The sequence below is a fragment of the Moritella dasanensis ArB 0140 genome (assembly GCF_000276805.1).
Lineage (GTDB): Bacteria > Pseudomonadota > Gammaproteobacteria > Enterobacterales > Moritellaceae > Moritella > Moritella dasanensis.
Genome location: NZ_AKXQ01000030.1, coordinates 1 through 25,219, shown reverse-complemented (window position 1 = coordinate 25,219; position 25,219 = coordinate 1). Strand labels below are relative to the sequence as shown.

Below are 25,219 nucleotides of genomic sequence, written 5' to 3'. Positions count from 1 at the left end.
CCCTTTAAACATCATTCTTGTAAACTATTAAACGTCAAACAAAAAAAACCCCGGTTATTGACCGGGGTTTTCTTATTGCTGGATTAAGCTTATTTTCGCTTAGCAGTAAGTCCCCGGTGAGGTAATTTAATAATTACCACCAGAATGCTGACTACAATAATAAGACGCGAAGTAAACCTAAACATATGACTAATCCAACAACTCTATAAATTTTTTATAATTCATTATTAGCATGGTGAATTTATTTAAGCAAGCCTTAAACGGTGCTAAAAATAACTCAAACAACCAAATAAACAGCCGGTGATAATTCAATATAGCGAATAATCAACCACATCCAGTTTTAAACTTCACATATGACAAGCATCACAAAATTGCATATGGCAAATGGACCTTGCTTAAGGTTTTTAAATAATCCACCTAATTCAGCAGAGCTTAATAAGAATTACACTAAGGTTCAAACTCGAGCATGAACTTAGTCAGGATAACCAATGAATTTAGCCGTGATTTACAGCCGCGCCATTTTAGGCATTAATTCCCCATTAATCACCATAGAGGTACACATTAGTGAAGGTTTACCCGGTTTTACCATTGTTGGGCTGCCTGAAACCTCTGTCAAAGAAGCGAAAGATCGGGTACGCAGTGCGTTAATGAATTCAAATTTTGTTATGCCAGCAAAGCGCATCACGGTCAATTTGGGCCCTGCCGACTTACCCAAAGAAGGCAGCCGTTATGACTTACCCATTGCGATCGCTATTTTAATCGCCTCACAACAAATCAATACCAGTCGACATCAACAATTAGAATTTATTGGTGAGTTATCTTTGTCCGGTAATCTGCGCGCCTGCCGAGGTACCATCCCCAGTATTATTGCCGGTAAAAAGGCTGGTCGCAGCAGTATCATTCCCACCGAGAATGGCCATGAAGCCGCACTTATTGATAACGCCAATTGTTTTACGGCGGTAGATTTACAGCAAGTGTGTCAGCATATAAATGATGAACAGACCCTACCCATCGCGAAACGCGTATTATCCCTCGCTGCGCCAACAGAAACACAGCAAGACATGCAAGATATTATCGGCCAACAAAGTGCCAAACGAGCGCTAGAGATCTGTGCGGCAGGCAGTCATAATTTACTTTTATTTGGTCCACCGGGCACAGGAAAAACCATGCTGGCGAGTCGCCTAACCAGTATTCAACCCGATATGACCGAGCAAGAAGCCTTAGAATGTGCGGCCATTAAATCCATCAGTGGTAATGAGTTTGTCGCCCAAGACTGGTGCCGCCGGCCTTTTCGTACCCCTCACCACACCTGCTCAGCGGTTGCATTGGTCGGAGGCGGTCGTAATCCCCGCCCTGGCGAAATAACACTCGCGCATAACGGGGTACTTTTTTTGGATGAATTACCGGAATACCAACGTAAAGCCCTGGATTCGTTAAGAGAGCCCTTAGAAGCAGGACAGATCAGCATTTCCCGCGCCAACCAACAAGTCGACTTCCCTGCTCGATTTCAGTTAATTGGTGCACTCAATCCTTCGCCTTCAGGTTATTACGACAATAATAAGTTTGGTGGTAATAGCAGCCAAGTGGCCAAATATTTAAGTAAGTTATCGGGGCCATTTTTGGATCGTTTCGATCTCACCATTGAAGTTCCGGCATTACCAAAAGGCAGCTTAACCGAGCAAGGTCAACGTGGTGAAAGCAGCGACATAATTAAGCAAAGAGTCAGTGCCGCACAAACCATACAGCGCCTACGTGGTAACAAATTAAATGATGCGCTCAGCAGCAAAGAGATAGAGTTATATTGTCCGCTACAGCATCAAGATGCAGTATTCTTAGAGCGGGCGATAGATAAAATGGGCTTATCAACTCGTGCATTTCATAAAATTATTAAAGTCGCACGTACCATCGCAGATTTGAACAATTGTATAGATATCAATAAATCCCATTTACTGGAAGCGCTTTCATATCGCGCAATGGATAGGCTTTTACAACAAATAAATGTGTAATAATTATAGTTTTAGTTTTAGTTTTAGTTTTAGTTTGGCATAAGGTGATGATAGTTTTATCCTTTCAGCTCTTTATCACACCAAGGCCATATTATGCTTTCGATATTCACGCAAAAGGTGGCGGGCGCCATTGCATTCCTCTGTTATCTTTTCAATACCATATTTTGGTTAATTCCGATCCTGATACTGTCTTTTTTGAAAACACTGTTACCTTTTACTGCGGCTACAAAAGTATTAAGCCAGTTACTTGATGGCTGCGCTTCGAACTGGATCTCGGTCAATGGTATAACCCAAAAAGTAATTGGAAACCCAACGATTCAAGTAAATGGCACAGAAGGTTTATCGTTGAATAAATGGTACATGGTGATTTCAAATCACCAATCTTGGGTGGATATTTTAGTCTTACAACGGGTATTAAACGGTAAGATCCCTTTTCTAAAATTCTTCTTAAAAAAAGAACTTATCTTTGTGCCTTTTATGGGGTTAGCTTGGTGGGCGCTCGACTTTCCCTTCATGAAACGCTACAGCAAAAAGTTTTTAGCGAACAATCCACACATGCGTGGTAAAGATATTGAAACAACAAAGAAAGCCTGTGCTAAGTTCAAACATAAACCAGTGAGCGTGATGAATTTTGTTGAAGGCACCCGTTTTACGCAACATAAACATAGCCAGCAAGCATCAACCTTTAATCATTTATTAAAGCCTAAAGCAGGTGGTATCGCATTTGCGCTTGATGCGATGAATGGTCAACTTGATACCTTAGTGGATGTCACTATTTACTACCCACAAGGCATCCCCACTTTTTGGCAATTTATTAGCGGTCAAGTGCAGCAAGTCCAAGTACAAGTCAGTACACAAAACATTAGCAGCCATTATATTGGCGATTATCTCAATGATAAGGCTTTCCAGGCTGACTTTCAGCACTGGATAAATGCACTATGGGTAAATAAAGACCAAGCATTAACAAAACTAAAGCAGGCACCATTAAATGATTAATTTTCTACCCACGTTCATATTAATGATTATCAGTACTGCTTTAGTCGTGATTAATATAATGTGCTCATTAACGTTAATTACCCTAACTGGTTTAATTAAATTAATTTTACCCTTTACTACAGTGCAAAAAGCGACGCGTAAGTGTGCTGATGTGCTACTTCATATGTGGGCAGACATCAATGCTTGGATGATCAAACTGATTAATAAAGTCGAATGGGATATTGAAATAAAGGGGGAATTAGGTAAAGACAATTGGTACTTGTTGATTGCCAACCATCACAGTTGGACTGATATTGTTATTCTCTTTACCGTATTTGCCAACAAGATCCCACTACCAAAATTTTTCGTCAAACAAGCGATCTTATTCGTGCCGTTTGTTGGCACTGCTTGCTGGGCATTAGATATGCCATTCATGAAGCGTTACAGTAAACAAACACTAGCCAAAAAACCGCATTTGAAAGGTAAAGATTTGCAGAGTGCCCGTCAAGCGTGTGCTAAAGCGAAATTATCACCGACAACCATCGTGAATTTTGCCGAAGGCACGCGATTTACACAAGAGAAGCAGCAACAAACGAATTCGCCTTACCGTTATTTACTACCGCCAAAATCAGCTGGCATTGCGCTAGCATTAGCGTCCATGGGTAATACCTTTGATCAGATATTGAATGTCACTATTATTTACCCTGATAACCCCGACTCCCCTTTCAAGGATTTACTGCAAGGTAAATTAAAGCGTATCGTCATCCGCGTTGAAACTATCGCCATCACAGCCGATTTACAAGGTGACTACCAAAATGATGCTATTTTTAAGCAACACTTCCAACAATGGGTAACCAATACCTGGCAACGTAAAGAACAATTAATTGCAACCTATTACCAACAAAAGCAACCATAACACCGACAATATTAGAATCGTAGATTTGTGGGCCAGTTCATTTTATTTTTTTAAAAACCTCATAAAATAACGCTTTAGGGGTAATAAAAGATGGAATAACTGGCATAAATAGAGTTTTAATTCTAAAACGACATGAAGATCTCACTTTTACTTTAATCTTAAACGAAACAAGGTGTAACATGCTATAACTGTTAACGCATTGTTGCATTACTCTTTTTTCGGGATCACATATGAGCACATTAGCACCAAATTTAAACACTCCTCTCGATGCCTTATTGCACTGGGAAAAGCATCGTGCCAATGAGGTATATTTACGCCAGCCAATTAATGGTACGTTTCACGAGTTTACTTGGTCACAAGTAGCAGACCAAACAAAGCGTATTGCTCAAGCACTGCAATCACTGGGATTAGCTCCGGGTGATAAAATAGCAATCCTAGCAAAAAATAGTGCCGAATGGTTTATTAACGATTTAGCCATTATGTATGCGGGTTATATCAGTGTGCCAATTTATTCTACTGCAAACGCGAAAACCATTAACTATGTACTAGAGCACAGTGAAGCAAAAGTATTGTTTATTGGTAAATTAGATAATTATCAAAGTTTAGAAGGCAAACTACCTGCTGACGTTATTACTATCAGCTACCCATATGAAACGCTAAATAGCCAATACAAATGGAATGATTTGCTGGAACAGCATCAACCATTAGCAGCACCTGCGCACATCAATTTAGACGATTTGATGTCAATTATTTATACTTCAGGCAGTACTGGTAATCCAAAAGGCGTCATGATTACCTTTGCGGCATTCAAATCCGCATCGCATAATATTATTAATAGTTTAGGTATTATTCCAGGTGACCGATTATTATCTTATTTACCACTCGCGCACATAACCGAACGTATTTATATTGAAGGTAGTAGTATTTATGCTGGTAAAGGGGTGGTTTCCTTTGTCGAATCACTTGATACCTTTGTCAGTAATATTCAGTCTGTAGAACCGACATTATTTGTTTCAGTACCACGTCTATGGACACGCTTCCAAATGGGCGTATTACAAAAAATGCCGGCGCACAAACTTAACTTTTTACTTAAAATCCCATTCGTTAATGGTTTAGTAAGAGCTAAAATTAAACGTGGTTTGGGTCTACAGCATGCGCGTATTCTGGGTTGTGGTTCAGCAGCCGTATCACCAGCATTGTTGCAATGGTATCAGCGTCTTGGTTTAAACATTACCGAAGCATGGGGCATGACTGAAAACCTAGCCTACGGCACATTAAACTATCCATTTAATCCGCAAAAAATCGGTACGATTGGTAAACCAGGCGCGGGGGTTGATCTTAAGATTTCAGAAATAGGAGAGATCTTAGTGAAAGGTGATGGCCTGATGACTGGTTATTACAAAGATGAAGCCCAAACCAAACTATCATTCGATGAAGAAGGTTATTTCAAAACCGGTGATAAAGGCGAGATCGACAGTAACGGTTATGTGAAGATCACTGGTCGCGTAAAAGACATCTTCAAAACATCAAAAGGTAAGTACGTTACACCTGTACCGATTGAATGTAAGTTTGGTGAAAACCCTAATATTGAGCAAATCTGTATTACTGGTGCAGCCTTAACACAGCCTGTTGCATTGGTCGTGTTATCACCAGAAGCACGAGAACAAGATAAAGAAGCGATGACAAACAACCTTGAAGAAACACGTCAGCATATTAATAAGTCGTTAGAATCACATGCACGCATTGGTCATATCATTGTATTAAAAGATGAGTGGACGGTAGATAATGGTTTGTTAACACCAACGTTGAAGTTTAAACGTCATGAACTAGAAAGTCGTTACAAACCTTTCTACGAAGAAAGTCATCAAGATAAGATTGTTTGGGAACAATAAGTTTTCAATTAATTTAGTTAAACAAAAGGACGCAATCGCGTCCTTTTTTAATACCTATAAACTGTCTACATTAACGAGACAAATATAAGTAAATTAGTTGGTTTTTGCCGCTAGATATTTAATCAGAGCAGCTAGCTTAACGTTAAATTCTTCACCACGGGCCTTAATGCTGCCCATGTTAATCTGATATTTATCGTTAACGATTAATGCCGGTACACCACGGATATTATTTGAAGCGGTATTTTTATCCATACGCGCTACTTTACCGTTAACAGCAAAACTATTTACTGCAGCATCAAATTTCTTACCATCGATACCAGCATCTGTAAATACAGTACGGATATCATCACGACCAGTGAATCGACGTTTTTGATCATGGATCGCTGAGAAAATTGCCGATGACATTTCATGCTCAACATTTAATAGTTCTGCAGTCGCAAATGCTTTTTGCATTTCGATACCCATTTCACGGCCAATAAACGCGACGTGATTTTTTTCTACTTTAATATCAGTACCTTCAAGACGTTTAGTCACGTCAGTCATAATCGGTTCGAATTTATTACAGTGTGGGCAAAAATACGAAAAGTACTCAGTAACTTGTGGCTTTGATGTTGCCTGCTCAGAGATAACATCATAGTGCACGCCTTCTTTAAACTGTGCCGCATTGGCAAACGGTAAAAATAGCATTGCGGTAATCAATATAAATAATTTCTTCATCATTTTCCTTCCTGAAAATTTAAATTAAACAACATTAACTGTACAAAAAATTAGTAATTAGGAATGAGAGATAACGGCGGTTTTTGCATATTATCAATCTGTTCTTGTAAGAATCCGATCTGTTGTTGCCAAAATTGCTCATCAGTGAACCACGAAAAATGACGACTAAAAGCAGGATCCTGCCAACGCTTAGCAATCCAGCCCAAATAATTCATCATGCGCATTCCGCGTAATGGTTCAATTAATCGTAATTGCTTAGCATCAAAGGAACAAAACTCCTCATAGCCTTCTAGCATCACTTCTAATTGCAATAATTGTTCATGACGTTCGCCATGTAGCATCATCCATAAGTCTTGTACTGCAGGCCCTTGACGGCAATCGTCAAAATCTAATAATGTCACCTTATCATCACGCCATAAAATATTACCAGCATGTAAATCACCATGTAAGCGAATAAGCTGCTTATCATTCGGCTTATATTGCAACGAAATTTCTTTAGCGAGCGCATCATAAACATTAAAAAACGCGGTTTCTAAATGCCCTGGTACAAAGTTATTTTGTTGTAATATCAACTTCGGTGCTTGTACAAATTCTGCAATCGATAATGTTGGTCGATGCACAAATGATTGCTGGCTAGCTAACTGATGAATTCGACCTAAATTGCGCCCTACAGATTCCAACGCATCGAGATTGTCCACTTCAATAGGACGACCACCGACACTCGGAAAAATGGCTAAGCGATAACCTTGGTAAATAAATAAACTACGACCATCAAATTGTAACGGCGCAACTACATCAATTTCCGCAGACTTTAACTGCTGAGAAAAATCATGTTCCTCTTGGATCTGTTCATCACTCCAACGTGCAGGGCGATAGAACTTAACCACAAAGCGTTGACGATCTTCATCTAGAAATTGAAACACACGATTTTCATAGCTGTTTAATTCCAATAACCCTGAATCGACACGGATACCGATAGACTCTATCGCATCCAACATAAAGTCAGGGGAAAGCAAACTGTAATCAACAGGCAAGTTTGTCATTGTCATGTCCTAAAATACTACTCTTTATACAAATCTCTATATCCAAATAACCGTTATAGACCTACAACCGTTCTTAGACTGGATACAATAATAGCAAGCCCAGTATCCCTAGGCTTGCTATTTACTTTAACTTACATTGATTATAAAGCTATTTATAGTTGCTTGCTGACACTATAACTGGCTGATAAAACGACTTTGCTGGGTAAAGACATAATGTTCATTACCTTGTTCAGTGATCACAAAGTTAATTTTAATCACCGGTTGCTTCAGATCATATGGGTCGATAGCTAAACTTACCGGCTGCACTAACAACTCTCCGGGTAATACTTCAATTTCACGAGGCCCAAACCATTCATGATCAGGCACGTCGGTAACCGACAAACTGTACTTCTGAGTAAATGATGTTTTGTTAATAATTTTCAATGTATAAGTATTTTCAATATTACCGTCAGAGTTTTCACGATAGAGCGCGTTACGATCTCGGATAATATCCATTTGTACAGGTGAAATACTTACAACACTCACGGCAAACATCACCGTCATCAACGTCATAATCACGCCATAAGCTATAAACTTGAAACGGCTCTTTTCATGCGGTTTATTGTTTAGTTCATTTTCAGAAGTATAACGTATCAAGCCTTTTGGATAATTCATGCGTTCCATCGTTTGATCGCACGCATCAATACAAGCACCGCAGTTAATACATTCATATTGCAGGCCATCACGAATATCAATACCAGCAGGGCATACCTGAACACATAAGTTACAGTCGATACAATCGCCTAAGCCTTTAGCTTTATAATCTGTTTTACGTGTACGTGGACCTCGTGATTCACCACGATTAAAATCGTAACCAACGATTAAAGTATCAGTATCAAACATGGCAGACTGGAAACGCGCATACGGGCACATGTGGGTACACATGATGCTACGCATCCAGCCTGCATTGCCGTAAGTACAAAATGCAAAAAACAGTACCCAGAAATACACTAGGCCACTAGCTTGCAGAGTAAAAAAATCGCTGTAAAGATCAAAAATAGGCACGAAATAAGCCATAAATGCTAGACCAGTAAACACCGAAAAACTTAACCATGCTGTATGTTTAAGTGCTTTCTTTTTTACTTTATCAGCAGTGACAGGGCCTTGGTTTAACTTCAAACGTTTATTGGCTGAACCTTCAATTTTTTCTTCAAACCAAATAAAGATAAAGGTCCAGATAGTTTGTGGGCACATAAAGCCACACCAAACTCGCCCTAAATAAGCGGTGATGAAAAATAACGCGAAGGCTCCTACGATCAGCAATAAGGCGAGTAACATCAGATCTTGAGGGAAAATAGTTAAAGCAAAGATATGAATACGCTGTTCAGCAATATTTAATAAGATCGCTTGGTGGCCATCCCACTGGAACAAAGGTAATGCTAAAAATAGCACCATAAAAAACCAACCCATGTATTTTCTTAATCGCTGAAATACACCCGTCATGTTACGGACATAGATATGATTATCAGCGCCGACATTGGTATATTTAGGTTTAACTTTAGGGGTTACATCTTTTATATTTATGCGTTCTTCAGACATTATATGCTCCTTATTTTTATATCTTCAATTATATCAAAGAAGCATTAGATAAGTCTTTACTATCATCTGACTTATCTAATGCTTATTAATTTAATCAAACACTTATCACAATCGCAAAACTTGCAGACAGAGTTACCAGCAAGTTGACATAGCGCTAATCCAATCATCTCTTAATGGATATAATTATTTAATGTATTAGCGGGGCTATTGAAACATAAATCAGGCGTATTAGCATAGTACAGATCAGTACTAAACTGCCCTATAACAGATGCTTTAGTTATAACAGTAACTAGAACAGTTTGACTAGATAACTAATTATCCGACACATTCTGCTAACGTAATAAGCGCTTGGCGTATTTTATCCGTGAGTAAGTAGGAACAATTAATCCGCATGCAGTTTTTATACTTATTATCGCTGGCAAACAAGGTGCCAGGGGCGATACTGATATTATGCTTATCCAGTAAAGTATGCAGCAACTCTGCTGTATTTATATGTGTAGGGAACACTAACCATAAGAAATAACCGCCACTCGGCCTGGTGATCTTGGTTTCAGCTGGGAAGTATTGCTCAATGGCATGTTGCATTTGTTGCTGCCTTGATTTGAGCTGACGCCTTAACTGCCGTAAGTGAATATCATAACGACCATGTAATACAAATTCAGCGATGGCCAGTTGATTAGGCACTGCAGCAGAAAGCGTTGTCATCAATTGCAATTGTTCAATTTGTTTGGCATAACGCCCAGCAACGACCCAACCCACTCTAAAGCCAGGTGCTAAACATTTTGAAAATGATGAACAATGGAGTACTAAACCTTGTTCATCATAGGCTTTGATCGGTTTAGGTTTGTGTTCTGAGAAATACAGCTCACTGTAGACATCATCCTCAAGTAATGGGATTTGCGCTTTAGTTAGCACCTCAAGCAAAGCTAGCTTATTTTTTTCAGGCATAGATGAGCCCAGCGGATTTTGGTATTTGCTCATTAACCAACAGGCTTTAATATCATGCTCTCGAACGGCATGTTGCAACGCCTTAACCGACATGCCGAATTGTGGGTCTGTGGTAATTTCAATGGCTTTAAGCTGCAAGCGTTCGACCGTTTGCAATACCCCATAAAAAGCCGGTGATTCAATCGCCACGGTATCACCTGGTTTTGTCACCGCCATCAGACTCAAACCTAATGACTCCATCGCACCTGACGTGATGACGATATCATCAATGGACACATCAATACCGTCACGAATATAACGTTGAGCTATCGCCCGTCTTAAGGCCACACTACCCGGCGGTAATTCCGTGATAGCACTTAACGCAGGCATAGTTTTGATGGTTTTAGCTAACGCTTGACCTAATTGTTTTAACGGAAATAATTCAGGATCAGGAAAAGCAGAGCCAAGTGGCACAATATCCACACGCTTGCAGGCAGTCAGTACTTCAAAAACATGCTCATTGATTTTAATGGCGCGATTAGTTAGTTGTGGGATGGTTTGTTGAGGAATAGCGAGACGATTAAGATGGGCGGCAACAAAATAACCAGAACGTGGTTTCGCATAAATCCAGCCTTCAGCCTCTAACAACTCATAGGCTTTTAATACCGTCATCGGGCTGATGTTTTGTATTTTACTCATTTTACGAATAGAAGGAATACGCTCGCCAGGTAGCCATATTCGCTGTTCGATCTGTAACTGAATTTCAGCCGCTACGCCATGGTAGCGACTTTTTTGTAACAACATCAATATCTACCTGAGCTTATCGGAATAAAAGTATCGGAATAAGAAGTACCGAAATGAAAATAGTATACTGAAAATAAAGCGAACAAGAGAGCGCACAATAAAAGTAAATTAAGTGCGACCGATTATATACGATATTTTCAAGACGATTCTATTTTCTCACTATACCGACAGATATACTGACATCCAAACATTAGGCTTTGCGCATATAACGATGAAACTTTGCTACCCAAGCTAATAGCTTCTCGGGGCTGTTATTACGCTTCCAATTGCCCGCCACATACTTATTAGCTTCACTCATGGTTGGATACGGATGAATAGTGCCTAATACTTTATTTAAGCCTAGTTTATATTTCATCGCTAAGGTGTATTCTGCCAATAACTCACCCGCATGACTGGCAACAATCGTCACACCTAAAATTTTATCGCTATTGCCCGCGGTGATCACTTTAATAAAGCCTTTAGTCTCACTATCAGTGATAGCCCTATCTAAATCATCAATGGCATATTTAGTCACCTGATAATCGAGCTGTGCTTGCTGCGCTTCGTTTTCGCTCAGTCCAACGCGGGCAAGTTCAGGGTAAGTGTAAGTTACCGCAGGGATCACACGATAATCGGTGGCAAATTTTTTCACCGAGCCAAATAAAGCATTTACCGCCGCAAACCAAGCTTGATGCGCAGCGACATGGGTAAGTTGATAAGGGCCAGAAACATCACCCACGGCATATATATTAGGAATGGAGGTTTGTTGGTATTCATTAATCTCAATAAGACCACGATCCGTGATAGTAATATCAAGCTCTTCTAAACCAAAACCACGAGTATTAGCCTGACGCCCCAACGCTAAGAATACCTGGTCAAAAACAACAGAATCACCATTCGACAATACCGCGCTATATTGACCATCTTCGCTGACAAAACTAGCGACTTTATTACCAAGTAAAATATTAACACCATCTGCCAACAATTCGGCTTGTACTACGGCAACAGCGTCTTCATCTTCGCGTCCCAACAGTTGATCCGCCATCTCAACTTGCGTCACTGCGGAACCTAAACGGGCAAAGCTTTGTGCTATTTCACAACCAATCGGTCCACCGCCTAACACTAATAACCTTGACGGTTGTTCTGTTAACTGCCACAGCGTATCCGATGTTAAATAAGGTACATCAGTTAATCCGGTAATCGGCGGTACAATAGGACGCGCCCCGGTAGCCACTACAATATTTTTAGTCGTTAATACCTGTTCGCCAATTTGCACGCGCCAAGGATCAATAATTTTAGCTTCTGCAGTTAAGCACTCAACACCCATTGCTGAATAACGTGCAATCGAATCATGCGGTTCAATCGCTTTAATGACATTTTGAATTCGTCCCATTACTTTTTCAAAATTAATCTGCTTAATTTCAGCATCAATACCAAATTCATTTGCACGACCGATTTCAGCAACTGCATGTGCGCTACGGATCAATGCTTTTGATGGTACGCAACCGGTATTTAAACAATCACCACCCATACGGTGTTTTTCAACCAGGGTTACTTTTGATTTAACTGCTGCAGCGATATAAGCACTGACCAAACCGCCAGCACCAGCACCAATCACGATCATATTACGATCAAATGATGTTGGTTTAGTCCAACGAGCATAACGTTTACGCTGACTAAATAGTGCTAGACCTCTTTTAGCGACCCAAGGGAAAATACCTAGCAATGCCAATGCACCGAGCAATGAAGGAGAAGCGATACCCGATAAGCTATTAATTTCACTTAACTGAGTCCCCGCCCACACATAGACAGCGGTTCCAGCCAACATACCGATCTGACTGACAAGGTAAAAGCTACGGGTACTGATCTTGGTCAGGCCCATTAAAATATTAATTAAAAAGAACGGGAAAACAGGGATTAAACGCAGTGAAAACAAATAAAAGTCACCTTCTTTTTCCACGCCTTTATTGATCGCATCAAGCCGTGAACCAAATTTATTTTGTACATAATCTCTTAATAGATAACGGCTCACCAAAAAGGCCAACGTAGCACCAATAGAGCTAGCGAAAGAAATCAGCAGTAAGCCATAACCAAAGCCAAATAAACCACCGCCAAGCAAAGTGAGTAATACCGCGCCCGGTAATGAGAAACCAGTGATCGCGACATAACTAACGAAGAAAATGAGCATCGCCAACGAGCGGTTAGCAGCAATGTAGTCACCAGACGTTTGTTGTAATGTTTTAATTTGTTCCAGCGAAGCGTATTGGTTTAGGTCAAATCCATACCACAATAAAAATACGGTAATAATCACCGCGATAATAATTTTTTTACTCTTCGATTGTTGTTCTTTATCATTAATAGCCATCTGGCACCTATCCTTGCACTCATCAATAACGCGTCTAATTGTAAGCCTAACCTTCAATCATCACGAAAGTCTCACGACAATCTATTATTTCTATCTTAATGTTAAATTTCACACAGTTAAATCACACTAATAGATATTCGAGCGTTAATCTACTTGATATGGTACTTTTTGCGGGCAAGTGCTTGTTAATATTAAATGAGAGGAATTTTGGCGTTGAGCGTAATAACATTTAAATACGCTATTTCAATAATGCAGTTAAATAAAAACAGCGATATAGAATGAGTCTATAACGCTGCTAAAAAATACTTATATTGTTGGTCTAATTAAATTACAAACTGTGGTCCCAATCCAAAGCTCCACATCACGACAGTAAAGCCCATAGATGCAACAAACAATACTAGACCAACCGTCAGTAATGACGAGGCGTAAATAAATCCCCGTTCTTCAGTAATATGCATAATGACTGGTACCCCGGTGTAAAGCGCACGCACCGAAAATGCGACGCCAACTAATAAAGCTAGCATAATTACCCAAGCAACAGGAATCAGCGCGGCAATACCCGTAATAAAGATAGGTGCTGCTGTATATGTGGTTAACTCTAATGCTTGGGGAAAACTAGACGATGAACCAAAATTACCCGCCATCCACTGCACAAAAATAGCAAATGTCGTCACGAGCGTGATACTGACGATGATCATAGCCACAGCCATAATCGTCGCACTTGAAGAAGATAAATAAGTCGTTTCTCCGACACCAAGTTTCCAACCTGTCACCGTTGCTGTATACCAGGCTGATGTAGCCGGTATTAAAGCAAAAAATAGCAGGCTCACAACCACGGATAATAAAGACTCATGGTGGGTATCAATATCAATCCATTCGTCCTTGGGCTGTACGTATAAACCCCATAAGTGTTTTACTAACATAAGTCGTCCCTTAATATAAGATGATGACTTAAGTATTATCGAATATATTGAGATTGCCAGTGACGCAACTAACAATTAGTCATTAGTGTGACTCAGTAATCAAGTAGTGTTCAATTTGCTCTGCAATCCAATCTGTCACCGCGCCACGACAAAAGTCTACTCCGGTAATTTCGCCATAAATTTCCCAGCTCATCGATTTTTTATAACGAAGTACTTTAAGTGTCTCATTTCTAAGTTGTTCAGTTATAAGAGGTGCTGGCACTTTGGCCCAACCTACGCCATTACATACGGCGTCACGTAAGTATTCATAAAATGTTAAGCCGATATAACGATTACTGATTGAGGCTTCAACAGTCAACAAGCCGTCCATATAAGCCAAGACAATTTCGGTATACAGCGCTAAATCATTACTGGTTAAACGATTGCCAATGGTATGTAACGGATGCGTTGCTGCAGCAACCGCCATCATCCGTATTTGGCCAAGTTCATATCGAACATGCCGTTGATAATCATGGGTATCGGTTATCATCCCATAGGCAATATCAACTTTATTATTTTCAACATAATCGACCAATTCTGGGGTCGGTGCTGCATACATTGATAGTGATGTCTGTGGAAATCTTTTCTCTATTTCGCCAATCAGTTGATTCCAGAATTTTTCCGGTAAGGCATCGTCACGAGCTATGCGTAATGCCGACTCGGCACCCGCCAAATGGTGTGCACATTTAGCATGCACCCCCTGAGACAGATGAAGTATGCGCTGGCAATCAGCAACGATATTTTCACCGATGTGGCTTAATTCTATTTTATTACCGCTGCGTAATAATAAGTTCACGCCTAACTCATCTTCAAGCGCAAGCAGTGCTGCACTAACTGTAGAGCGGCTTTTATCAAGTTGTATTGCCGCTTCTGAAATAGACCCGGTTTTAACCGCTAATAGAAACATCTCGATTTGTATTAATCTCATAACAACCCTTAGTGATGAAATAAACGACGCTGAGCGATTACACCTTTTTAATAACTGGCGATACACTGAACACCATAGTAATTAAATAACACATTAATTACAGCATTATTAATACAAATAGGGACTTTTTATGTATCACAGCATGATGCTGTTTTTTGCCATTATTGCTGAAGTCGCAGGCACTATTTCCATGCGTTTTTCAGCTGAAAACAACCCGGTAACGGGTACAGTAGCGATGATCATATTAATAGGGATATCCTACTTTTTATTATCTAAAGCAATACAAAAAATTCCATTAGGAGTGGCTTACGCAATTTGGGAAGGGGTTGGGATCTTACTCATCACAATAATAAGTAATTATCTTTTTGATGAAATGATCACTCCAGCTAAAATTTTCGGTGTTGGTTTGATCGTCGCTGGACTTATCTTTATTAACACAGATGAAGGACACGATGATGAATAACGCAGAACTCATACACATCCTATTTTTGTGCTTTTCCATATTGTTAGATATCACGGCGAATTATTTTTTAAAACTATCGGATGGTTTTAAAAATAAATTACCAGGCGTAGTAGCAATCTTGCTGGTTGCCGCGGCATTTATCAGTCTAGGCCAAGCAGTACAGTCAATCCAATTATCGATTGCCTATGCGACTTGGGGCGCTGGCGGTATTGTTGGCACTCTGTTGGTCGATAAATATATGTTTGGCGCAACGATTGGACGTCGTAGCCAAATAGGTGTACCACTGTTAATTTCAGGCATTGTAGTCCTGCAATTTTCACACTAAACGTAATCATTTACTCAACAATAAATCATATGAATTAATATATTAAAGATAAGAGGCTATATATGTCGGAAACCATCCAAAATCCAGAAATCGATTTTCAAAGTGAAGTAGCACAACGTCACCACAAGTTAGCCGAGCTGCAAAAGCAAGGTAACGCCTTCCCAAACACATTCCGTCGAGATTCAATTTCTAACGACTTATTGAACACTTATGGTGACAAATCGACTGATGAATTAGCTGCGCTAAAGGTAACTGTTAAAGTTGCTGGCCGTATCATGACTCGTCGTATTATGGGTAAAGCGAGCTTTGTGACACTCCAGGATATGGGTGGTAAAATCCAACTATATGTAAGCCGCGATAACTTGCCAGAAAACTTCTACAATGAACAATTTAAAAAATGGGACATTGGCGATATTGTTGGTGCTGAAGGTTACTTATTTAAAACTCAAACTGGCGAACTTAGCTTAAAAATTAACAACCTCGAGTTATTAACCAAAGCATTACGTCCGCTACCAAATAAATTTCACGGTCTAGCAGAGCAAGAAACTCGTTACCGTCAACGCTACCTGGATCTAATTGCCAACGAGGACGCGCGTAAAACATTTATGATCCGCTCGCAAGTCATTGCCGGTATTCGAAACTACTTGCTCAAAGATGGCTTCATGGAAGTAGAAACGCCGATGATGCAGGTGATCCCTGGTGGCGCTTCTGCGCGTCCATTTATCACCAAACATAACGCATTGGATATGGATATGTATCTACGTGTATCGCCAGAGTTGTACTTGAAACGTTTAGTTGTAGGTGGCTTTGAGCGTGTGTTCGAAATTAACCGTAACTTCCGTAACGAAGGTATTTCAACACGTCATAATCCTGAATTCACGATGCTTGAGTTCTATATGGCCTATGCCGACTACAAAGATCAAATGGCGCTAACAGAAGGCATGCTACGCACCTTATCACTCGATATCTTAGGTTCAACACTAGTACCTTACGGTGATGATGTTTACGATTTCGGTAAAGAGTTCGATAAAATTTCAATGATCGATTCAGTCTTGAAATACAACCTGAATATCAGCGCAGAGCAATTAGCAACCATGGAAGGTGCGACAGCAGTAGCACAAGGGTTGGGCATTAAACTACAGGCTAATTGGGGTCGTGGTCGTGTGATCACTGAAATATTCGAAGAAACAGTAGAAGAAAAATTGATCCAGCCAACCTTCATTACTGAATATCCAGCGGAAGTGTCACCGTTAGCACGCAGTAATGATAACGACAACTTCATTACTGACCGTTTTGAATTCTTTATCGGTGGCCGTGAAATTGCAAATGGTTACTCAGAGTTAAATGACTCTGCAGACCAAGATCAACGTTTCCGCGACCAAGTTACCGCCATGGACGCCGGAGATGATGAAGCAATGTTCCACGATGCTGACTTTATCACAGCCTTGGAACACGGTTTACCACCAACGGCAGGTCAAGGTATCGGTATCGATCGTTTGGTCATGCTATTTACTAATAGCCATACGATTCGTGACGTGATCCTGTTCCCAACATTACGCCCACAAAACTAATTTTATTAGCTTAAGTAATCGTCAATAAAAAAGGGTAACCATTAAATGGCTACCCTTTTATTTAACTTATTTTTTGAAAAATGTCACTTTAACTGTTTAGCGTACAGCTCCACTTGCGGCTCTGCAATTTGTTGTTGCGCTGAAATTAACTGCAGCTCATAACAACCTTGTTCGAAAGTCTGTTTGAGTACAGCATCAACTGCCGCATTCGTTAACTCAAAAGCATGCACAGGGCTATGACCCGCCAACAAGTTTGCTAACATCACGCCACTAATTAAATCACCGACACCGACTGGTTGACGAATAAAATCATACAAAGGACGAGTAATGTGGAAGTAACCATCCGCCGTTGCCAACAACATTTCAAACTGACTTGCTGTTATACCCGCTTTACTCAAATGCTTAACGAGCACAATCTTTACGCCTTGCTCTAACAACATAGAACAGGCTTGTTTAACCTGCTCTATGTTATCGATTCTCATATCAGCTAGTGTTTCTAACTCAAGTAGATTAGGTGCAATGACATCTGCTTTTGGCAATGCATGATATTTAAAAAAATCCATCACTTCAGGTACCACAATGCAGCCCTTTTCAGGATGTCCCATTACCGGATCACAAAAATATAAGGCATCCGCATTATGCTGTTTTACTTGCTCTACTGCATAAAGTACTTCCTTGCCTTGTGTGGCAGAACCTAGGTAGCCACTTAATACAGCATCACAGCTTGATAAACTGTCAATATTGACTAAACCATCAACTAAACTCTTAATCTGATCAACGGGCATCACCATCCCTTGCCAACCTTGCTGATATTGGGTGTGGTTAGAAAATTGCACAGTGTTAATCGGCCACACTTCAACCCCCATTCTACGCATAGGAAAAACCACCGCGCTATTACCAGCACAGCCAAATACAACATGAGATTGAATAGACAAGATAGACTTCATAAATAATACCCCAACAAGAAATAAAAAAGAGGGCATTAAGCCCCCTCTTTGGTTGAATCATAAATAAGATTAATTTATAGATTAAATGGCTAAATGCAACCTAATCTTGTTTTAAAACTTTAACCGTATAACTACCATCTTCTTGAGGATATAAACCGTGAATGTCAGTTTCAAAGCCAGGGAAACCAGTACCGATTTCACATAGCATTTCCAAGAACTCTAATACTGGGCGTGATTTCTCAGTAATCATTTCACCTGGTAGCACTAGTGGTACACCTGGAGGATAAGGTAGGATCATGTTGGCATTAACACGATTAACCATCTCGCTTAGTTTGACTTCTTCGGTGTGGCCACGTAGCTCTTGTTGCCATGCAGCATTCGGCGTAATTTTCAGTTCCGGTAATACATCAAACGCTTTAAACATCAGTTCTGGCAGTTTGAATTTCTTCATCATGTCATGAATACCTAGAGCTAGCTCTTGGATATGCATGCCTTCATAAAATTTTGGATCTTCAGCATATAACGTAGGAATGAAGTTTTTCACTGTTAAGTTCAGATCAAATCCACGTTTAAATTCAGTTAGCGCGCGTAGTAATGCTAATGATTTAGCTTTATCGATACCAATTGAAAATAGGAATAATAGGTTATATGGACCCGTTTTCTCAACTACCACACCGCGTTCATCAAGGAACTTAGCTACTAATGACGCAGGGATGCCTGTTTCAGCTAAGTCATCACCTTCCATTCCTGGCGTTAACAAAGTAACTTTAATTGGATCTAAGTACATGTGGTCCGCATCGATATCTTTGAAACCATGCCATGTATCTTTTGGATCTAGATTCCAACATTCAGTTGTTTCGATATCTTCTGGTTGCCATACATCAAAGAACCAACCGTCTGTTTCTTTTTCTAGGCGTTTAACTTCTTTACGGAAACGAACTGCACGATCGATAGAATCTTGCATCAGTTTCTTACCAGTATTACCACGCATCATCGCCGCAGCGGTTTCTGTTGATGCAACAATAGAATACTGTGGAGAAGTTGATGTATGCATCATATAGGCTTCATTGAATGTTTCTTTATCAATCTCGCCTTTAATGTGGATCATCGAAGATTGTGAGAATGCAGCCAATAGTTTATGAGTAGATTGTGTTTCATAGAATACTTTGCCCGGCATTGCTTCACCACTCATACCACACTTGCCTTCATAGATGTTGTTGAAGTTAGTGTAAGGAACCCAAGCACTATCGAAGTGGATGAATTTAGTATCAAGTGTTTCTTTAATAAATTGCGTGTTATATAACAGACCATCGTAAGTAGAGTTAGTTACTACCGCATAGTTTGGCATTACAGCGTTTGGTGTTGCAGCAACTTTAGCTTCAATCACTTCACGACTAAATTCACTTTGTGGGATACCGCCTAACATACCGTACGCGTTACGAGTTGGGCAGAAGTAGATTGGCGTAATGTCACTCATCATTAATAGGTGAGTCAGCGATTTATGACAGTTACGGTCGATGAGTACCGTGCTACCAGATGGTGCTGAGAACATACCTACGATCTTGTTCGCCGTTGATGTACCGTTAGTCACAATATAAGAATGATCAGCGTTAAATGTTTTCGCAATATACTCTTCAGCTTCCTGATGTGGACCAGAGTGATCAAGCAATGAACCTAGTTCCGGCATAGACACTGATACGTCAGCTTTAAATGCATTTGGACCATAGAAATCATAGAAGATACTACCTGCTGGGCTACGTTGGAACGCAGTACCGCCCATGTGACCAGGAGTACAGAAAGTATATTTACCTTCTTCAACATAATTAAACAATGCTTTCGTGAACGGAGGCATTAATTCGTCTTTGTACTTGTCAATCGCTTGGTTAATTTTCAATGCGATATCATCGCTCATACCAAGCGCATATTCGAAGAACGAAACATTTAAGCGTAGCTCCGTTAGCGATACATCAAGTGCAGATTGTTCATTAGCAAATGCGAATACTGGTAGTTTTTCGTTTAACGCATTAATTTGTTCACAAAGGGTTAGCGGGTATTTATCCCAATCAAAAATAGCGCCACAGATACGTGGATTCATTTCGATCATTTTGATCAGGTCTTTGTCATTTACAGGGTAAACAACTTGGTAACCGGCTTTTTCTAAAGAAGCATGTAATTGACGAATAGGTTCTTCTTTAAAGAACACGCCCATGTGATTTAAGATAGCAATAATGTTCATTTCAAGATCTCCAAGACGAATAAGGGCACTCGCTATCATTTGATAGAGATTAACGAGCACCAGACATTAATTAAAAAGGAATGATTTAAATTGATTGTTCAGATTAAGCACTTGTAGCGATTGCAGTTGGTTCGGTTTGAGAAAGACCTTTCTTCTTGCCGTAGAAAACAAGGATGATTAGCGAGACAAGGAAGGTTCCTGTTAATGCAGAGCTTTCTGCACCGGCAAGGGCGATTAAACAAAACACACAAGCAATACCCGAGAACAACATCACGAAGATATTTCGTGTAGTCATACTCTCTAAACGGATTAAGTTAACGCTTGAATAGAAGTAAGGCAGCATAGTAAGCAGTACAGCGATTGTAGTAAGCTGATTGAATAAGTCGCCAGTATTTGATGAACCACTAAACATCGTGATGAAGGCCATCAAGAACGTCATCTTGATTGACGCCAGAACCAAACCTTTCTTAGCCACACCTGATTTGTCAGTTTCACCATAAATAGCAGGGAAGTTACCATCGGCAGCAGCACGTTTACCGGCTTCACCAACCAGCATCATCCATGAACCTAACGATGTAAAACAAGCAAGAGCAGTAAATGCCGCAACAAATGGCGCTGACCAACTACCAAAAATAGACGTTGTTGCAAGTGCAAAAGGAGCACTTGATGCAGCTACTTCAGCGGCAGGGAACATACCAGAAATCACTTGAGTAGATAAGATGTAGATAATACCCGCTAACGCAGTGCCTAGCATGGTTGCTAACGGTACTGTGCGTTTAGGGTTTTTTACCATGCCCGAAGAAACAGCGGCAGATTCAACACCAACGAATGACCATAAACAGATAAGCACAGCGCTAATGATTGCACTTGAATCACTACCAGATGAAACATTCCAGTTTTGACTGTAAATAGTGGAATCAAAATGTTCCCAGCCGACTGTTGCCGTACCGATAACAGGAATGAGAATAAGTACAAGACCTAATGTACATAGACGGCTAACCCAAGTACCACCCAGCAAGTTAATAAAAGTGAATATCCATACCGATACAATTGTCGCGATAGCTGCTGGAATAGGGTGGGCTAAAACAGGAAAGAATACCGAAAGATAAGAAACACCTGTAATAGCAATGGCTAAGTTACCAATCCAGTTCGCATGGTAATACAACACACCCGTTTGGAAACCAAGTACAGGTGCAACATCACCCGCGTAACCAATTGGGCCACCTTCTTGTGGATCCTTCGTCGATAGACGTGCAAACACAAATGCTAAACTCAGCGCACCAACTAAACAAAGTATCCAGCTAAATATAGATACCGAACCGACAGCCGCTAAAGAAGACGGTAACAATGCAATACCACTGCCCATCATGTTGCCGGCAACAACACCAGTACAGGCAATCAAGCCAATTTTTTTCGTATTAGATGACATCTCATCTCCCAAATTTTATCAAATAGAGCAATATGCTCAGTAAGCAAACCAGTGATTAAGTGGTGATATTGCCGAGATAAAAAATGAGTCTCAGCAGGCCACCTGAATTTCTAATTGCAGGTTACGCCGAATGAGAGAGAAAAAAATAAAGGTAAAATGAACAATAAAATCATTAGGAAATTAAACAAAGTTTATATATTCTTTATAATTGAATTCGTTTTTAACATTTAAAAACATGTACTTAAAAATAAGCAGATAAGGTAAGTTTATATTTATTAATAAAGTATATTTATAAAGATTGAATACAACGCTTATTAACCTAACACCTATCTATAGCTGACCTCAGAGAAGCTGAAATTTAGATTATTACTATCCATATGAAGAATTAAAAAATACAAAAGATCTATTAACAGTCAGGAAAATCAATTGGAGTGATGGCTATTGGGATTGGGATTGGGATTGGGATTGCCAAGTCTTATTGATAACTTTAGCTAGGTACTAAAACATGCATTTAAATATCGTCAAATATAAATGACGATAAGCTATGAGGCATAACGACACTCTTATACTAGTATCGTAGATACAAAAAAGCCCCTGACAAGCAGAGGCTAAAAGGTTACAGGTTAAAAGCCTAAGTTATACCAGCTTGATAGCTCTAGAATTCATTGCTCGGTACATAAAAATGGCTATTCTCTCAAGATTACTATGAAATGCCAGATTAGAACTTAGTTGGTAAGTTTCGACAGACGTATCAATGTAAAACGCCTGGGTATAAGCATCACCAGCACTATCAAGGTTGCCACTTAATTCCGCTAATTTACCAACGATAATATAATATATCGAAGAACGGCGACTTTTTCCCGCCAAGGTAATCAAGTTATTTGCTTTAAGCTCATGACCTTGTAATAAGGCTTGTAATGCCAAAGCTTCATATTCTCTTGCGGCCAATACGTTATTACCTTCATAACTATTATTCTCTAATAAATCGGCACTCGAGCGTTTAATTTCATTTACAAACTCATCAGATAACGATAATGATGACAAGACATTATAAGCAATATAACGCTCAGCAAGTACTAGTCCATTAGTTGGATCCACAGATAAGATATCTTCAAATAAATCAATTCCCTGCATAAACAATTTAGGGTCTACTTGATTAGTATAATGATTAGCCATGATTAATTTGGTTAACAAATCTTGATCTTCAGGTAAGTCCTGCATGACATAATCAAGTTGTGTCGGCGTTGGATTAATTCTTAATGCAGCCGTAAGATCAGATGATGCTTTCTCTAAACTGTCATACATCTCATCGCCTGATATTAAGTACTGCTTACTGAATATAATGCGATTAGATGCATTATTACGATAATTAATATCTAAATATGACAAGCCCTGTTGCTTATCGATCCTGACACTCACTAATTTCCCCGGTAAAATACCCGTTGTAAAATCAGTTTTCTTTAACTGCACACGATAATTACTGAGAGTTAATACATCATTCATTAATTTTTGGCTAATACCATCAGCAAGATATTCACTCGTCTTATCGGATTTCTGACTTGCACAATAGCTAAACTCAATAACTTGCGTATCTAACGAACGCGTTATTTCGGGCTTAGTTTGTACGTAGGTACAAAGCACAATAATACAAATTAATACTGACAATAGAAAACTGTCAAATAGCTGTAATTTATAGCGCTGTAAGAAAGTAAGTTTAGTGTCTGACTTTGCTTCTTCTGCTGCTGCATGTTTAGATATATGGGTGACGGCGCGAGTTAATGGCCCTGCGGGAAATACAGTAATGGCTTGTTCGTAATCTAGATCAGTATCGATATCTGTCGTTTTTTCATCATCAACAATTTCGTCTGCATTTTTGCTTTCAGTAATTAATTTACGGGCATCATCACAGGTTAGTTTTATTGTATCTGCAACTAATCGATATCCACGTTTAGGCACTGTAACAATAAATCGTTCGCAATCAACACGTCCATCTTTTAATATTTTCCGTAGCTCAAAAATAGACTGTGTTACCACTTGGTCACTAACAATAGCACCATCCCAAATGTGCTCAATCAACTCTTCACGTCCAAAGACTTCACTCGGTGATTGTGCTAAAAAGGATAATAAATTAACCAAACGGGGTTCAACTGTTACTTCTCTTCCTTGTCGGTACAGTTTATTTTCTTCAACAATCAATATCCAATTACTGATTTGAAAACATAAACCATTCATAAAATATTCCAACATTTAATATTATTAACGCAAGGTATCACAATTCTATTCTTCAACCAACATCGTGAAAGTGAGTACTAACAAGCGATAAACTCAGCGTTTAATGCATGATTTATTCTCATAATACCAGCAGTAAAACGGCCACTAACACTCCTTTTTCATCAGCTTAACGCATTGTCGAATAGTGTGACACAGATCGCTAAAAAGCCTATATTAGGGCATTGTATCTAACATTATATATTCTGATTAATCACCATTTTTAGCACTTAGATCAATAATAATATTAAAATAGTAACCCAAAAAATAGAGGTTTATAACCTCTAAAGCTCCTCTCTTAATTGTGACAGTCTTTTTAACCTTTGAATTTCAGATATAAAAAAAGCCTGAATCGTAAGATTCAGGCTTTTTATTCTTGGTGTATAGATGGGATTTGAACCTGTGCCGCCTTCAGCAGTGTGACGTAACGTTTTTGATGAATAACCTACAACTGTATACTATCCATAAAAGCCAACTCTCACACAATCAGTGTTTCTGAATGCCTGAATTTCAGGCATAAAAAAACCTGAATCATTGATTCAAGTTTCTTTATTAGTTGGCAAAGGGAAAGTTGACGACTTCTTACAACTGCAACTCGCGTCCCCGCCGTGAGAGGCCGCTTGTCTTTTTATAGAGAGTCTGGCCAACTGAACGACCACTCTGCACAATATTTTTTGTTTATACCCCTGAATTTCAGGTACAAAAAAGCCTGAATCGAAAGATTCAGGCTTTTTTGTTTGTTGGCGGAGTAGACGACTTTTTGTAAACCACAACTCGCGGCCCACGGCGTGATAGGCCGCTTATCTTTTTATAAGGAGTCTAACCAACTGAACTACCACGCCGCACAATCTGTTTTCTTGTGTCTCGAATTTCAGGCATAAAAAAACC

The 25,219-nt window shown here is 39.6% G+C and carries 18 protein-coding genes and 1 tRNA gene; 7 read left to right on the top strand and 12 right to left on the bottom strand.

All coding sequences use genetic code 11. The features are described 5' to 3' along the window. The first annotated feature begins 488 nt into the window (after positions 1-488). The 4 genes from A923_RS0119180 to A923_RS0119165 all read left to right on the top strand — a co-directional run bounded on the left by A923_RS0119180 (position 489) and on the right by A923_RS0119165 (position 5,789). Positions 489-2,006, top strand: coding sequence for a YifB family Mg chelatase-like AAA ATPase (locus A923_RS0119180; RefSeq protein ID WP_017223318.1), 1,518 nt, complete (start codon positions 489-491; stop codon positions 2,004-2,006). Between the two features lie 93 nt (positions 2,007-2,099). Further along, positions 2,100-3,002 carry an acyltransferase gene (locus A923_RS0119175; RefSeq protein WP_017223317.1) on the top strand — a complete coding sequence of 301 codons (903 nt, stop codon included), beginning with the start codon at positions 2,100-2,102 and terminating at the stop codon, positions 3,000-3,002. Further along, on the top strand, positions 2,995-3,897 hold the full coding sequence (locus A923_RS0119170; protein ID WP_017223316.1) for an acyltransferase: 903 nt from the start codon (positions 2,995-2,997) through the stop codon (positions 3,895-3,897). The genes A923_RS0119175 and A923_RS0119170 overlap by 8 nt, the downstream gene beginning before the upstream one ends. Positions 3,898-4,127: 230 nt before the next feature. Continuing rightward, positions 4,128-5,789, top strand: coding sequence for an AMP-binding protein (locus A923_RS0119165; protein WP_017223315.1), 1,662 nt, complete (start codon positions 4,128-4,130; stop codon positions 5,787-5,789). Between the two features lie 93 nt (positions 5,790-5,882). Here the strand turns inward: A923_RS0119165 and A923_RS0119160 are convergent, their stop codons facing one another. The 7 genes from A923_RS0119160 to A923_RS0119130 form a co-directional block, all read right to left on the bottom strand. Continuing rightward, complete coding sequence (locus A923_RS0119160; RefSeq protein ID WP_085984828.1) at positions 5,883-6,509, bottom strand: thiol:disulfide interchange protein DsbA/DsbL; 627 nt, start codon at positions 6,507-6,509, stop codon at positions 5,883-5,885. Positions 6,510-6,556: 47 nt separating this feature from the next. Next, positions 6,557-7,549, bottom strand: a complete 993-nt coding sequence (locus A923_RS0119155; RefSeq protein WP_017223313.1) for a serine/threonine protein kinase — start codon at positions 7,547-7,549, stop codon at positions 6,557-6,559. A 171-nt stretch (positions 7,550-7,720) separates the two neighbouring features. After that, complete coding sequence (gene ccoG, locus A923_RS0119150) at positions 7,721-9,127, bottom strand: cytochrome c oxidase accessory protein CcoG (protein ID WP_017223312.1); 1,407 nt, start codon at positions 9,125-9,127, stop codon at positions 7,721-7,723. 315 nt (positions 9,128-9,442) lie between these two features. Then, positions 9,443-10,858, bottom strand: coding sequence for an aminotransferase-like domain-containing protein (locus A923_RS0119145; RefSeq protein ID WP_017223311.1), 1,416 nt, complete (start codon positions 10,856-10,858; stop codon positions 9,443-9,445). A 190-nt stretch (positions 10,859-11,048) separates the two neighbouring features. Then, positions 11,049-13,202, bottom strand: a complete 2,154-nt coding sequence (locus A923_RS0119140) for an FAD-dependent oxidoreductase (RefSeq protein WP_017223310.1) — start codon at positions 13,200-13,202, stop codon at positions 11,049-11,051. A 323-nt stretch (positions 13,203-13,525) separates the two neighbouring features. Then, on the bottom strand, positions 13,526-14,125 hold the full coding sequence (locus A923_RS0119135) for a Yip1 family protein (RefSeq protein WP_017223309.1): 600 nt from the start codon (positions 14,123-14,125) through the stop codon (positions 13,526-13,528). Between the two features lie 82 nt (positions 14,126-14,207). Continuing rightward, positions 14,208-15,092: a LysR family transcriptional regulator gene (locus tag A923_RS0119130; protein WP_017223308.1), complete on the bottom strand. Its 885-nt coding sequence runs from the start codon at positions 15,090-15,092 to the stop codon at positions 14,208-14,210. A 130-nt stretch (positions 15,093-15,222) separates the two neighbouring features. Between A923_RS0119130 and A923_RS0119125 the strand changes: the two genes are divergently transcribed. From A923_RS0119125 to lysS, 3 genes are all read left to right on the top strand, one after another. Next, positions 15,223-15,555 (top strand): DMT family transporter, encoded by a 333-nt coding sequence (locus A923_RS0119125; RefSeq protein WP_017223307.1) that lies wholly within the window; start codon positions 15,223-15,225, stop codon positions 15,553-15,555. Then, on the top strand, positions 15,545-15,880 hold the full coding sequence (locus tag A923_RS0119120; RefSeq protein WP_237716246.1) for an SMR family transporter: 336 nt from the start codon (positions 15,545-15,547) through the stop codon (positions 15,878-15,880). The genes A923_RS0119125 and A923_RS0119120 overlap by 11 nt, the downstream gene beginning before the upstream one ends. A gap of 62 nt (positions 15,881-15,942) precedes the next feature. Continuing rightward, entirely contained in the window at positions 15,943-17,451 is a 1,509-nt protein-coding gene (gene lysS, locus A923_RS0119115; RefSeq protein WP_017223305.1) for a lysine--tRNA ligase, read from the top strand. 83 nt (positions 17,452-17,534) lie between these two features. On the opposite strand, the gene pdxY is transcribed toward lysS, so the two are convergent. From pdxY to A923_RS23030, 5 genes are all read right to left on the bottom strand, one after another. Continuing rightward, the gene (pdxY, locus tag A923_RS0119110) at positions 17,535-18,434 is read right to left on the bottom strand and encodes a pyridoxal kinase PdxY (protein ID WP_017223304.1); all 900 of its coding nucleotides are present in this window, start codon (positions 18,432-18,434) and stop codon (positions 17,535-17,537) included. 64 nt (positions 18,435-18,498) lie between these two features. Further along, complete coding sequence (cadA, locus tag A923_RS0119105) at positions 18,499-20,634, bottom strand: lysine decarboxylase (RefSeq protein ID WP_017223303.1); 2,136 nt, start codon at positions 20,632-20,634, stop codon at positions 18,499-18,501. A gap of 103 nt (positions 20,635-20,737) precedes the next feature. Continuing rightward, positions 20,738-22,063 (bottom strand): cadaverine/lysine antiporter, encoded by a 1,326-nt coding sequence (cadB, locus tag A923_RS0119100; RefSeq protein ID WP_017223302.1) that lies wholly within the window; start codon positions 22,061-22,063, stop codon positions 20,738-20,740. 636 nt (positions 22,064-22,699) lie between these two features. Further along, positions 22,700-24,295 carry a lysine decarboxylation/transport transcriptional activator CadC gene (cadC, locus tag A923_RS0119095; protein ID WP_017223301.1) on the bottom strand — a complete coding sequence of 532 codons (1,596 nt, stop codon included), beginning with the start codon at positions 24,293-24,295 and terminating at the stop codon, positions 22,700-22,702. Between the two features lie 777 nt (positions 24,296-25,072). Beyond that, positions 25,073-25,170: transfer RNA gene (locus tag A923_RS23030), tRNA-OTHER, on the bottom strand. Positions 25,171-25,219: the final 49 nt, after the last annotated feature.